Raw genomic sequence first — 13,603 nt, forward strand, 5'->3', positions numbered from 1 at the left:
TTATTTTTCAACCGCTATTACTGCCGAAATAGCGGCATCGGCATTGTATTGGTGACTTGCAGCGCTCATCCATTTACCATTAGGCACGGCCATAAACCAGGTACCCGGTATTTTATTTTTGCCGCGCGGCTGCACGCCATAAATTACCGGATCGTATTCGAGCGTATATCTCGCAAAACCTCTTTTGTGGTTTTTAACCTCATCATTATAAGCCTCATATGCTGTGGTAATGGTTTCATTATAGGGGATCAGCAGCCATTCTACAGCTATAAAAAACGCTTTATGGGTGATCAATATTTTTGACTCACTCAGGTCTACCTCGATAAAGGTGTTCCGGTTATTTTGCAGCTCAATGGTATCGCGGCATATATCTTTACCGGGGCCACCTGTTAGCGTATCAACATCATAAATACGGATCCTGAAACGGGTGCGCCCGTTCTTATAATTGTAACTGGCCATATCATTTGGGAAGCGAATGAGCCGCGCTACACGTACCGATTTGAGTATTGAAATATCATTAGGCGAAATAAACTTACGGGCCACCTGTACATAATTCAAATAAAAATCAGGCATTGCCGTAAACCCCGGATCATAAACCGAAAAGCTGTTCAGCTTCAGTTCTTTCTTTTTAACTTCTTTCGAGGTGATGTTTACCTGATTCAGTATCACCTCATCTTCTTCCATTATAATTGTCCGCTTTTTTGCCAAAGCCTCAGCGGCAATTTTTACAGGTATATACCCCACAAATGTAAATAACAGACTATCGTTAGCCTGCGCTTTGCGCGATGCAAGCCTGAAAGCGCCCTTCTCATCTGTGCTGGTAGCAATATTCTCCTTAATTAAAGTGACCGTTACATAAGCTAAAGGGGCTTTTGTTTTTTTATCGGTTACGTTACCAAAATAAGTTTGTGCAAACCCATTCAGCTGTATCAGCATAAAAGTCAAGAGTATGATACAGCCTTTTTTCATCAATAAACTATTTCGGCAGATATGGCCAGGTCAGTATAATCGGGCGAAAAGTAAGTGTAGGGCTTCCATATATTGTGGTAGGTTAAGGCCCACATATTCAGCTTTGTTCCCTTTTTGGGCTGGATACCGATGTACGGCGTATAGGTATCGTCATAAACAAAAGGATCATCATTTTTAAACGTCGGAATTTTAAGCTTACATACATTATACCCTATCCGCAACCACTCCACCGATACATAAAATGCCTTACCCGGAATTAAAACCGGTAATGGCGGTTTAACCGTTATCTCTTCCGACGATTTATTGGTTACCATTATCGTAGTATCCGACAGCTCCACTCCCGGTCCACCGGTATCCGGGTCAACATCGTATATGTGCACCAAAAATTTGGTCTGCTGTGCAAATTCAAGACTTTTGATGCGCATGCGCCCTATCCTGATACTTTTCAACTGCGTTTTTTCAACCGGAGCTTCCAACTTTTGCGCCACCTGTAAATAAGTAAAGCGTTCAACAGGTTTATCAAGACCGGTAAACTGTAAAACCTCATCGGTAATAGGGTTAAGTAATGCTTTTTCGGTTGTTTGCGTTTTTGCGGCAAGCGCAATTCGTTTAGGTTTTGGCCATGGATGCAATAATATGATCCAGTTGCTTACAAAATCGCCAACCGCCAATTTATGGGGCATGTAACCTGTACAGGTAATTAATAAGGAATCGGTAAGGTTTACATTGGTGCTGTACAGCATAAAAATGCCATCTTCTTCAGCGTTGCAAGATTTATCGGCGTTTAACAGCGCGACTGAAGCGTAAGGCACCGGCTGCATGGTTAAGTGATCTTTAATTTCGCCGCTCAGCAGTTTCATAGCCACCTTTGCGGGAGGCGGATGAAACCGGGGTTGCTGTTTTGACCTGGGCGATGACCATTGCGCCCATGCTAATAAAGGGCACAACCAAAGCACCAGTAAAATTTTAAGTTTCATGCTGATATGTGATCTCATGAATGTTTAGGTAAATGGTTACGTGCCTTTTCACAAAACACAAGGCCTGTGAAACGATGTTTAGACTGCCCAAAACTGCGAGGGTTTAACCGCGGGTAATATTTTCACCTGCTTATCAGCACAAGGTCATTTAAACCGTGAAACACTTTATTTTATTAATTAAATAAATTTGCTAATGAACAATCAGTTGCTTACCTTGTTGCAGGTTTAATGTTCACCATTTAATTTAAACATACCATGGGTTTAGGCACACCAGAGATTATCCTAATGATAATCACCTCAATATTTGTATTAGTACCGCTTTCTATTGTTTTCTTATTGTATAAGATATACAAACAAAAAGCTGAAGATGCCAGAAACCTTGTACCTGTAAGGGTAAAAGCTAACCGGAGATTTTAATTACAATACGGGTTTAGCACCCGTTACTATAAAAAGCCATACATTATGCTGATTTTTTTAGCATGGTGTATGGCTTTTGTTTTTAATTCAAAAGTTAAAATTCAAAATTCAAAAAATTTTCAGACTTAATTTAAAAAGACTTAAGGCTGCACGTCGCTCACTCCCTTTCCGCTCACAGCGCACTACTCACAACCTGTCTAATCCACTCAAACCCCGAACCTGAAACCTCGACCCTCATTCAAAAAACCTCAACATTTTCCCTATTTTATTGCGATTATTTTTCATCCGATTGTCTGCCGGTGCCATATTTGTCATCAAACTATAATAACAATGCCAAAAACCCTACTTGCCTTGTAAAACACTTGCAAGTAATACCAATACATTGTTACTTTTGCTAACACTGTTAGGATAAATAACACATGGGAATTTTAGAGCGCAAGTTAAGGCAGAAGGAAGAAGTGAAGAACGACATTATTTGTGCCGCCTGGAATATGGTTAAAACAGAAGGATGGCAATCACTTTCTATCCGTAAAATAGCTGACGCTATTGAATATAGCGTACCGGTTATTTACGATCATTTCGAAAACAAGGAAGCCATACTGCTTGAGTTTGCCAAAAAAGGCTTCAAAATGCTTACCACCCAAATGCTGGAAGCGAAAGACATGCACGTGGGCAACCCGGCAGCACAGATAAAAGCAATGGCTGATGCCTATTGGAACTTCGCCATTAACGATATAGAACACTACCAGCTGATGTTTGGTATAGGCATGGCCTGCTGCGAAATTGGTAAGGCAATGCCCGAGCAGGAATCATTCAGGGACCTGATGATGGAACCCATTGAAGACCTGATAGCGAAAAACAAACGTACTGATATCAACTCCTGCTTAAAGTACCACACATTCTGGTCGGTAATGCACGGACTTATTTCTATTAAAATAGTAGGTACCTCATCAATAATTAACGATGATGAGTTAAACAAAATGGTTTTGGATGACGCGATCAGCGGATTCATCAAAAATATGAGTTAGCGCCTTTAATTTTTTTTCAGTATATCTAACACTGTTAGGAAAATTAACAATGTTTAAACATCAATTCCTCAATATATATAAATTAACACACACCTCTTAAACAATTAACATAATGAACACGATCACAAAAGCAATCCTGAAAATCAGGCAAAACATACCACTCTTTTTAGCTATGGCGGGGATGGTATTGTACAGTAGCTGCGGCTCATCATCAGCTAACCAGGGCGCAGGCGCTCCACCACCACAAGAGTTACCGGTTGTAAGTATAGAAAGCAAACCGGTTACCACCTACAGCGAATTTACAGCAGCTATACAAGGTAGCCGCGATATTGAAATTCGTCCGCAAGTGGATGGTTACCTGCAATCAATACATGTTGATGAAGGCGCTTACGTACACAAAGGCCAGGCCCTGTTCACCATTGATGCAAGGCCATATACCGAGCAACTGAACAACGCTAAAGCACAACTGTTATCAGCTAAAGCAGCACTTGAAACCGCTTCAATTAACGTGGCTAAACTTGCTCCGCTGGTGGAGAACAATGTAATATCAGATGTTCAATTACGCTCGGCCAAAGCAGTGCAAGATGCCGCTAAAGCAAACGTAGCACAAGCGCAGGCGCAAGTACAATCGGCTAAAATAAATGTAGGTTACTCAACCGTTACTGCCCCGGCAGATGGTTATGTAGGCAGCATTCCTTTTAAAACAGGTAGTTTGGTTGGCAAAACACAAGTGGAAGCCTTAACCGTATTGTCAGAGAATCGCGAAATGCACGCTTACTTTACTATGAGTGAGGTTGATTTTATCAACTTTAAAGAGCAGTACGCAGGTGCTACCATACAGGACAAAATTGAAAAGTTGCCTGCTGTTGAACTGGTACTGGCCGACAATACTACTTACCCGCAAAAAGGTAAAGTTGAACTGGCACAAGGTCAGTTTGATAAAGTGAACGGCACTATCAGCTTCAGGGCTACTTTCCCTAATGCTAATGGCTTGTTAAGATCAGGCAACACCGGTAAAATTAAAATACCGAGCCTTAACTCTGGTTCGTTACTGGTACCGCAGGAAGCTACTTTTGAACTACAGGATAAAGTATTTGTTTACGCCCTTGCTGATAGCAATAAAGTTGTAGGCAAACCACTTACTGTAACCGGCACAAGCGGCCACTTCTACCTGGTATCGGCTGGTTTAAAAGCCGGCGACAAAATAGTTTACAAAGGTATTGACAGGCTGCGCGATGGTATGGTGATCACACCTAAACCAATATCGGCTGATAGCTTGCTGAAAACAGCTTCTTTATAATAAAGTAAGTCACCCTATATAACACCTTATTAACTGTACTCCTGAAACACTCAGGAGTACTTAATACCACAATCATGCTTAAAAAATTTATAGAAAGGCCCGTCCTTTCAACAGTAATCTCCATCCTGCTCCTGCTGCTGGGGATCATATCACTGGTGAGCCTGCCCATTACGCAGTTCCCGGATATTGCACCGCCTACCGTACAGGTTACCGCCTCGTACCCCGGTGCAAATGCCGAGGTGGTTGCCCGTTCGGTAGCTACCCCAATTGAAGAAGCCGTGAACGGTGTGGAGAACATGACCTACATGACATCCAACTCCAGTAACGACGGTTCAATGACCCTTAACGTTTACTTTAAACAAGGTACAGACCCCGATATTGCAGCCGTTAACGTACAAAACCGGGTATCAAAAGCATTAAGCCAAATACCACAGGAAGCTGTACAAACAGGGGTATCAACCCAAAAGGTTCAAAATAGTATCATTATGTTCGTGGCCCTGGCCAGTAAGGATACCTCATATAACGAAACCTTTTTACAAAACTTTATCAAGATCAACCTTATCCCGCAGTTACAACGTATCCCGGGTGTAGGTCAGGCACAGCCTTTCGGTACGCACGATTATTCTATGCGTATATGGTTAAAACCTGATAGGTTAACCTCATACAATCTTACTCCGCAGGATGTTACCAGCGCTATTAAAGATCAAAGCTTAGAAGCTGCTCCTGGTCGTTTTGGCGAAAGCAGCAAGGAAGTATTTGAGTACGTATTGAAATATAAAGGAAAACTGAATAAAGTAAAAGATTACGAAAACATCATTATCAAAGCCAACAGCGATGGATCGATCATTCACCTGAAAGATATAGCGCGTGTTGAATTCGGTTCTTATACTTATTCATCAAACAGTATATTAAATGGCGGCCCTACATCGGGTGTGGCTATTTTCCAAACCGCGGGTTCAAACGCTAACGACATCCTTACCGAAGCCGAACGCCAGATAAAAGAATTTGCTACTACCCTGCCAAAAGGTGTTGAACCTGTGGTAATGTATAACTCCAAAGAGTTTTTGGATGCGTCTATCGACCAGGTAAAACACACGCTGATAGAAGCCTTCGTACTTGTATTTATTGTGGTATTCATCTTCCTGCAAGATTTCCGTTCAACCCTCATCCCTGCTATTGCAGTACCGGTTGCTATTATCGGCACCTTCTTCTTCATGAACCTCTTTGGGTTCAGTATTAACCTGCTTACCCTGTTCGCGCTGGTACTGGCCATAGGTATTGTGGTGGATGATGCCATTGTGGTAGTAGAGGCGGTGCACTCCAAAATGGAGCGAACAACGCTTAATGCTAAAGATGCCACCGTTGAATCAATGAGTGAAATATCAGGTGCTATCATCTCTATTACATTAGTAATGGCGGCGGTGTTTGTACCGGTAGGCTTTATGCAAGGCCCGGCGGGTGTATTCTACAGGCAGTTTGCCTTTACGCTGGCCATCGCTATCTTAATATCTGCGGTTAACGCGTTAACGCTTAGTCCGGCACTGACAGCATTGTTCCTGAAAAACCCGCATGCACATGAGGGCGAAGAAGGACACGAAGCTAAGCCTAAAAACTTTGCCGCCCGTTTCTTTGCAGCGTTCAACATCGCGTTTAACGCCATGACTGATAAATACGTTAAATCCCTACAGTTTTTAATAAAACGCAAATGGGTAGGCATATCAGGTTTGGCATTGGTAGCAGCCATCACTTTCGTGATGATCAAGAAAACTCCTACAGGCTTTATCCCTACTGAAGATCAGGGCTTCCTGTTATACGCAGTGAATACTCCTCCGGGCAGTTCGTTAGATCAAACGCACAAAGCCATGAAGGAGATTGATAACATTGTGAAGAACAGCCCTATCAATAAAAACCACTACATGGTAGAAGGTTTGAACTTTATCTCTAACGCTAACGCTTCTCCTTACGGTGCCGGTTTTATCCGGATGAAAGCACAGGACGACCGTGGACCGATCAAAGATCTGGCAACCATCACCGCCAACATGACCGCCGAGGTAGCTACCAAAGTAAAAGGTGCAAGCGCGTTCTTCTTTACGTTCCCTACCGTACAAGGTTTTGGTAACGTGAGTGGTTTTGAGTTTATGCTGCAAGACAGGAACAACGGTACAATGGGCAAACTGGATTCAACCACACGTGCTTTCTTAGGTGCGCTGATGCAGAAAAAAGAGATTGCCTATGCCTTTACCACCTTTGCTGCCGGTAACCCGCAATACCAAATGGATATTGACAACGAGAAAGCCAGACAACTGGGCGTTAAAGTAGCCGACTTATTGCAAACCCTGCAAGTATACTACGGTAGTAGTTTCGTGAGCGATTTTAACCGCTTTGGTAAATACTACAGGGTAATGGTACAGGCCGATGCCGCTTACCGTGATAACCCTACCACACTTAACGATGTATTTGTTAAGAATGCCGAAGGTAAAATGGTACCGGCTAATGCCCTTGTAAAATTAAGAAGGGTATTCGGACCGGAGACTGTAACACGTAACAACTTGTTTAACGCCGTTACTATTAATGGTGTGCCAAAACCGGGTTATAGTACAGGTGATGCCATCAGGGCCATACAGGAAACCGCTAAAGAAACCCTGCCACGCGGCTTTGGTTACGAGTGGACCGGTATGACACGTGAGGAGATTCAGTCAGGTTCGCAAATACTATTGATATTTGCCATGAGTATGATCTTTGTATACTTCCTGTTATCGGCACAGTACGAAAGTTATATCCTGCCGCTGGCGGTTATCCTTACCATACCATTAGGGGTGTTCGGCGTAATGCTGTTCATCAACATGCTGGGTATCGATAATAACATTTATGTACAAGTCTGTCTCATCATGCTCATCGGTTTGCTGGCCAAGAACGCCATCCTGATCGTAGAGTACGCTGTACAACGCCGTAAAGCAGGTATGGATTTGGTTGAAGCAGCTTTAGAAGCATCAAAATTAAGGCTTCGCCCTATCCTGATGACCTCATTCGCATTCATCGTGGGTCTTATCCCGCTAATGAGGGCAAAAGGCGCATCAGCTTTGGGTAACCACTCTATTGGTGCAGGCGCTGTAGGCGGTATGCTTACCGGGGTTATTTTAGGTGTGTTCGTTATACCTGTATTGTTTGTAATATTCCAGGCATTGCAGGAAAAAGTTTCGGGCAAACCAAAACCAACTGTAGTAAAAAAAGAAGTTGAATTAGAAAATGCCTGAACAAAATAATATCATGAAAAAGAATAATATCATCATATATACGGGCCTTTTGCTCGCGCTGTTCATAAGCGCTTGTAAAGTGGGTAAAAACTACGAGCGCCCATCGGTGGATTTGCCGAAGCAATTTGGCACCACCGCCTTTGCCGATACCAGCAGCATTGCCGATATTGAGTGGAAGAAGTTTTTTACCGACACCACCCTGCAAAACCTAATTGATAAAGGCATTAAATACAATTACGACCTGCAAATTGCCGTAAAACGTATCGACATTGCCAATCAGCAATTAAAACAGGCTAAGTTGTTATTGCTGCCTAACCTTAACTTACAGGTTACCGGTTCATACAACCGCCCTTCAGATAACAGTTTGAACGGTTTAAGCACCAGTCAGTTTTTAGGTACCAGCCATATCGAAAACTACAATGCCAACCTTAACCTGCAATGGGAGCTGGATGTATGGGGTAAGCTGCGCCGCCAAAAAGAAGGCGTATTAGCTCAATACCTGCAAACTTACGAAGCTACCAAAGCGGTGCAAACCCAACTGGTGGCTGATATTGCCCAAGGTTATTATAACCTGCTGATGCTGGATAAACAATTGTTGATTGCCAAACGCAACTTAAGCTTAAACGACAGCACCCTGCAATTAACCCAACTGCTTAAAAATGCAGGTGAGGTTAACCTGTTAGCTGTACAACAAGCCGACGCGCAAAAGCAAACTACCGCCCTGCTTATTCCGCAACTGGAGCAGAGCATTGCTATACAGGAAACCGCTCTGCAACAATTAGCAGGTCAGTTACCATCGGCGGTGAACCGCAGCGCGAGTTTAGAGAGCCTGAACCTGCCTGTTACCCTGCCAACCGGTTTACCGGCAGCAGTAGTAAGCCGCAGGCCTGATATCCGTTCGGATGAAATGGCTTTGAAAGCGGCCAACGCGCAGGTTGGTGTAGCGCAAGGCAGCATGTATCCATCATTGACCATATCGGCACAAGGCGGTTTGGAAAGCTTTAAATCAAGCAATTGGTTTAATGTACCGGGTTCATTGTTCGGCCTGGCATCGGGTACTGTTTTGCAGCCTATATTTAACAGGCGCGCGCTTAAAACACAGTTCGAGGTAGCCAAAATACAACGCGAACAAGCTGTGTTACGTTTCAGACAATCGGTATTGAATGCCGTTGGCGAAGTAAGCAACGCTTTGGTACAAAACGAAAAACTGGCGCAACAACGCCAGATAGCTACCGGACAGGTGAACACCTTACATACGGCTATTAAAAATGCTCAATTACTATTTAAAAGCGATATGGCCAATTACCTTGAGGTAATTACAGCCCAAAGCAACGCCCTGCAAGCCGAGCTTAACCTGGCATCAATACAACGCCAGCAAGCCGGTGCAACGGTAGAACTTTACCGCGCATTAGGCGGCGGCTGGAAATAAGCAGCCAAACACAACAACCGGAAGAAACACCGGAGGCACGAATTGTGGTTTAAAAGGATAGTGTGTAGTGCCCGAGGTTTACAAAAGCCCAGGATTACAGAACTCAGGTTCTGTTTTCCGGGCTTTTTTTGTTTTGATGAGATTTTCGGGGTTTAGTTTTAACCGCTGAGTAAATGAGTTTGCCGCGGAGGGCGGGGAGTTTTGATTTTACCACAAAGGACACAGAGTTTTTCACGGAGTTACACAGAGATTTTTGTTTTTGGGGTTGAACCGCTGAGTAAAGGAGTTTGCCGCGGAGGGTGGGGAGTTTTAGTTTTACCACAAAGTACACAGAGGTTTTCACGGAGTTACACAGAGATTTGGAGGGGTTGGTGATAAAAACTATCAAATCCCAGCGGTAAAATTTTATCATTATATTGCAGCATAATTAACTGATCTCATACATGAAAAAACTTTTACTTGCAGGGTTCATGGCTTTCAGTTCGTATGCTTTTGCGCAAACAAAGGCCGGCGATGTGAATACCTTCACCCTTAAGAACGGGATGAAATTCCTGGTGATGGAAGATGCTTCTATCCCGAATGCCAATATGTACCTTTTTTACAAGGTAGGTTCGCGCAATGAATACCCGGGTATTACCGGCCTCTCCCACTTTTTTGAGCACATGATGTTCAACGGCTCTAAAAAATTCGGTCCTAAGCAATTTGATAACGTAATGGAGTTTAACGGTGGCGCCAATAACGCGTATACCAACCAAAACGTTACCGTATATACCGACTGGTTCCCTACTTCGGCTATGGAAACTATTTTTGATCTTGAGGCCGACCGTATAGCTAACCTGAGCATCGACCCTAAAATGGTGCAGAGCGAGCGTGGCGTAGTAGCTTCGGAGAAAAGTACCGGTTTGGAGAATAGTCCGTGGAACAGGCTGAACGAAATGGTGAACGCCACTGCTTTTACCGAACACTCGTACCACTGGCCGGTTGTAGGTTACCAAACCGATATTGACAACTGGACCAAGGAAGACCTTGAACGCTATTTTAAAACTTATTACTCGCCAAACAACTGCGTGGTGGTAATAGTGGGCAACGTTAAAACTGCCGACGTTAAAAAGCTGGCCGATAAATATATGGCCCCTATCCCGGCGCAACCTACCCCGCCTGCCGTAAACCTGAAAGAGCCGCCGCAAGTTGGCGAGCGCCGCGTGCTGTTACAAAAGGAACTACCTGTGCCATACATGATCATGGGTTACCATACCCCCGACACGCAAAATTCCGATTATTACGCTTTAAGTATTTTGAGTGATATTTTGTCGAGCGGTAATTCATCTCGTTTATATACCGCCTTGGTTGATAACAAACAAGTAGCAACCGAAGTATCTACCGATTTTGGCGAAAACTTTGATCCAAACCTGTTCAGTATATATGCCGTGGTAGCCAAATCATCAAACGAGGCTGATGTTGAAAAAGCCATTGATGCCGAGATTGAAAAGGTGCAAAAAGAAAGCGTTACTGCTGTTGAACTACAAAAAATAAAAAACCAGAAACTGATACAGCTTTACAGGCAGTTAGAAACCATTAACGGTAAAGCTAACGCGCTGGGCACTTACGAAGTATTTTTCGGCGATTATAAGAAACTTTTCGACGCGCCCGAGGCCTTTAATAAAGTTACCGCTGCCGATGTGCAACGTGTAGCCAAAGAATACCTGAAGAAAACCAATCGCACTGTAGGTGTAGCAAAATCAAACGTTGAATAAATGAAGACCATCATCATAAAAAATATATTCCCGGTTGTTTTGGGCTTTATGCTTACAACCGCAGCCGCGGCACAGTCGGCCTTTAAAGTGCCCCCTTTCGAAAAATTCAGGCTCCCTAACGGACTTACAGTTTACCTGATGGAGCAGCACGAAGTTCCGTTGGTAAGTCTATCGGTAGTACTACCCGCCGGTGCCATTTACGATGGCGAAAAGCACGGCCTGGCCTCTTTAACCGCGCAGGGTTTACAATACGGCACTAAAAGTTATACCAAGGCTAAAATTGAGCAGGAGCTTGATTTTATCGGTGCCAACCTGAACACCTACTCATCAAAAGAATACGCTTCGGTTAGTGCCAAGTTTGCCGCTAAAGATGCAGACAAAGTGCTGCCCATACTTAACGAGGTACTAACCGCGCCTGTATTTCCGGCGATAGAGTTTGAGAAGGATAAAAAAAGGAACTTATCGTCGCTTGAGCAGGCCAAGAACAGCCCGAGGCAGGTAATTAACGCTTATTGGGATCACTTTATTTATGGCAATCACGTATATGGTAACAGCGTAACGGGTAGTCCGCTTACTATAGGTAAGTTAACAGCTGATGACCTGAAAGCCTTTTATAAAGCGAACTATGCACCTGATAATGCAGCCATCGCTGTAGTAGGTGATTTTAACGCCAAGGTGATGAAGCTGAAATTAAGCCGGCTTTTCAGCACATGGAAAAAGAGCGGTGTTGTGCAAAACAACCAGGCAGCACAAGCCATTGCCACACCTACCGGGGCAAGGGTTCTATTGGTTAACAAGGATGATGCCCGTGAAACCACCATGCTGATCGGCGGTATCGGCGTAAAACGTAACAATCCGGATTATGTAGCTATCGAAGTAGTGAACACGCTTTTTGGCGGCCGCTTCACTTCTATGCTGAATGATGAGCTACGTGTAAATTCAGGCTTAACCTATGGCGCGCGCAGCAGCTTCAACTCGTTAAAAAATTCGGGTACATTCAATATTTCTACCTTTACCGCTTTAAAAACTACCGAAGCTACCGTAGATAAAGCGCTGGAAGTATTGGCTAAATTGCATAAAGAGGGCATCGACGAAAAATCGCTGGCATCTGCTAAAAACTATGTTAAAGGTCAGTTTCCACCACGTTACGAAACATCGGGCCAGTTGGCTGATCTGCTTACGCAGATGTTCTGGTATGGCTTTAACGAATCATTTATCAATGATTTTCAGGCTAATGTGGATAAGCTTGATCTCGCCCAAGCGAAAGCAATCATCGCCAAATACTATCCGGCCAATAATCTACAGTTTGTACTGGTAGGCAAAGCCGCCGATATTAAAAAGATTGCCGAGAAATACGGTAAGGTTACTGAGAAACAGATAAAAGAGGACGGGTTTTAAGAAATATTAATTTGTGAGGAAAAGGGTCATGGTGAGCTTGTCATTAAGTTAGGAAGTACATATTTAAACCAACCGCGAGTTTAGTCAACTCACGCAAAGATCGTGAAAATTTGAGTCCCCTCTTTATGCGTAGCATAGAGAGGGTGGTCGAGCGAAGCTAAGACCGGGTGAGTTGAAATCGCCGAGCGCTTAACTTAATGACAAGCTCACCATGACACCCCGCTTTAATCACCTTCCAGCCTTACGAAGTTTTAAAAACTTCGTAAGGCTTTTTCTTTACCAGACATTTACTTCCCTTTGGCTTTACTTATCAGCCATTGCGCCAAATCATCGGCGGCTTTGTCGTTTTCGTATTCTTTGGGGAGGCGGCCATTTACATATTCATTATAAAGCCAGGGGTCGCTAACGACGAAAACAGTGCCTTTACCATATTTTAGGGCGATCGCTATGGCAGCAGTGCCATCGGCAGATTTGAGTACCGTTTTGGCTGATTTACCCGCTGTAATAGTACATACATCTTTTAAAAATACCTTTTGCGTGGTTTTAAATAAGGTACGGTCTGCTATTACCGCGCTGCCATCGTTAAAGTGGTTATCATCAACTACATGGTTCTGCATTTCATTATTAAAATGCAGCCCGAACTTTGCTGCCAGTATGTTAAAATTTTCAAGCTCAACATTGGCGCTGTCATTGGCCATTAACACCAACACACCGCCTGCTTTTACCCATTGCGCTATCTGTGCTGCATGCGCATCGCTCATATAATTGGGTGCCGGGCTTTCTTTGGCATTGTCGGGATCTACAATAATGTAGATGGATGTTCCTTTCAAATTATTAATAGTTGGTGCCACATCCAGCGAATTTAGCGCAGCGCCATGCTTTTTAAAGATCTCGCCCCAAATAGAAAAACCGGTATTATCGGCATCTTCCCACAGGTAATGGAAGCGTTGCTGCTGCCCGTTTTTACCGGCGTGGGTTTCGTGGTTAAAATAATAATCGAGCGTAACGGTTTGCGCATGTACCGTGCCCGTTATAAGCAATGCTAAAAGCACTGTCCACCAATGTTTCTTTATCATG

9 protein-coding genes are annotated in these 13,603 nt (G+C 43.7%); 6 read left to right on the forward strand and 3 right to left on the reverse strand.

The genetic code is table 11. The features are described 5' to 3' along the window. Both ABD894_RS06025 and ABD894_RS06030 read right to left on the reverse strand, forming a co-directional pair. A complete protein-coding gene (locus ABD894_RS06025) occupies window positions 1-969 on the reverse strand; it encodes a carboxypeptidase-like regulatory domain-containing protein (RefSeq protein ID WP_345210089.1) in 969 nt (322 codons plus the stop codon). Further along, on the reverse strand, window positions 969-1,946 hold the full coding sequence (locus tag ABD894_RS06030) for a peptidase associated/transthyretin-like domain-containing protein (protein WP_345210090.1): 978 nt from the start codon (window positions 1,944-1,946) through the stop codon (window positions 969-971). Before ABD894_RS06030 ends, ABD894_RS06025 begins: the two co-directional genes overlap by 1 nt. Window positions 1,947-2,782: 836 nt before the next feature. On the opposite strand from ABD894_RS06030, the gene ABD894_RS06035 reads away from it, so the two are divergent. The 6 genes from ABD894_RS06035 (at window position 2,783) to ABD894_RS06060 (ending at window position 12,526) form a co-directional block, all read left to right on the forward strand. Then, on the forward strand, window positions 2,783-3,391 hold the full coding sequence (locus ABD894_RS06035; protein ID WP_345210091.1) for a TetR/AcrR family transcriptional regulator: 609 nt from the start codon (window positions 2,783-2,785) through the stop codon (window positions 3,389-3,391). Between the two features lie 112 nt (window positions 3,392-3,503). After that, complete coding sequence (locus tag ABD894_RS06040) at window positions 3,504-4,691, forward strand: efflux RND transporter periplasmic adaptor subunit (RefSeq protein ID WP_345210092.1); 1,188 nt, start codon at window positions 3,504-3,506, stop codon at window positions 4,689-4,691. Between the two features lie 74 nt (window positions 4,692-4,765). Next, window positions 4,766-7,945 (forward strand): efflux RND transporter permease subunit, encoded by a 3,180-nt coding sequence (locus ABD894_RS06045; protein WP_345210093.1) that lies wholly within the window; start codon window positions 4,766-4,768, stop codon window positions 7,943-7,945. A 13-nt stretch (window positions 7,946-7,958) separates the two neighbouring features. Then, window positions 7,959-9,374 (forward strand): efflux transporter outer membrane subunit, encoded by a 1,416-nt coding sequence (locus tag ABD894_RS06050; protein ID WP_345210094.1) that lies wholly within the window; start codon window positions 7,959-7,961, stop codon window positions 9,372-9,374. A gap of 443 nt (window positions 9,375-9,817) precedes the next feature. Then, complete coding sequence (locus ABD894_RS06055) at window positions 9,818-11,128, forward strand: M16 family metallopeptidase (protein ID WP_345210095.1); 1,311 nt, start codon at window positions 9,818-9,820, stop codon at window positions 11,126-11,128. Continuing rightward, the gene (locus tag ABD894_RS06060; RefSeq protein WP_345210096.1) at window positions 11,129-12,526 is read left to right on the forward strand and encodes a M16 family metallopeptidase; all 1,398 of its coding nucleotides are present in this window, start codon (window positions 11,129-11,131) and stop codon (window positions 12,524-12,526) included. Between the two features lie 287 nt (window positions 12,527-12,813). Here ABD894_RS06060 and ABD894_RS06065 read toward each other — a convergent pair whose 3' ends face one another. Next, entirely contained in the window at window positions 12,814-13,602 is a 789-nt protein-coding gene (locus tag ABD894_RS06065; protein ID WP_345210097.1) for a DUF4350 domain-containing protein, read from the reverse strand. Window position 13,603: the final 1 nt, after the last annotated feature.

The sequence above is a fragment of the Mucilaginibacter gynuensis genome, from assembly GCF_039541195.1.
GTDB lineage: Bacteria > Bacteroidota > Bacteroidia > Sphingobacteriales > Sphingobacteriaceae > Mucilaginibacter > Mucilaginibacter gynuensis.

What these genes read in the sequence shown, in the direction of transcription:
- ABD894_RS06025 (WP_345210089.1), bottom strand. Translation starts at nt 969, where the DNA reads ATGAAAAAAGGCTGTATCATACTCTTGACTTTTATGCTGATACAGCTG.
- ABD894_RS06030 (WP_345210090.1), bottom strand. Translation starts at nt 1,946, where the DNA reads ATGAAACTTAAAATTTTACTGGTGCTTTGGTTGTGCCCTTTATTAGCA.
- ABD894_RS06035 (WP_345210091.1), top strand. Translation starts at nt 2,783, where the DNA reads ATGGGAATTTTAGAGCGCAAGTTAAGGCAGAAGGAAGAAGTGAAGAAC.
- ABD894_RS06040 (WP_345210092.1), top strand. Translation starts at nt 3,504, where the DNA reads ATGAACACGATCACAAAAGCAATCCTGAAAATCAGGCAAAACATACCA.
- ABD894_RS06045 (WP_345210093.1), top strand. Translation starts at nt 4,766, where the DNA reads ATGCTTAAAAAATTTATAGAAAGGCCCGTCCTTTCAACAGTAATCTCC.
- ABD894_RS06050 (WP_345210094.1), top strand. Translation starts at nt 7,959, where the DNA reads ATGAAAAAGAATAATATCATCATATATACGGGCCTTTTGCTCGCGCTG.
- ABD894_RS06055 (WP_345210095.1), top strand. Translation starts at nt 9,818, where the DNA reads ATGAAAAAACTTTTACTTGCAGGGTTCATGGCTTTCAGTTCGTATGCT.
- ABD894_RS06060 (WP_345210096.1), top strand. Translation starts at nt 11,129, where the DNA reads ATGAAGACCATCATCATAAAAAATATATTCCCGGTTGTTTTGGGCTTT.
- ABD894_RS06065 (WP_345210097.1), bottom strand. Translation starts at nt 13,602, where the DNA reads ATGATAAAGAAACATTGGTGGACAGTGCTTTTAGCATTGCTTATAACG.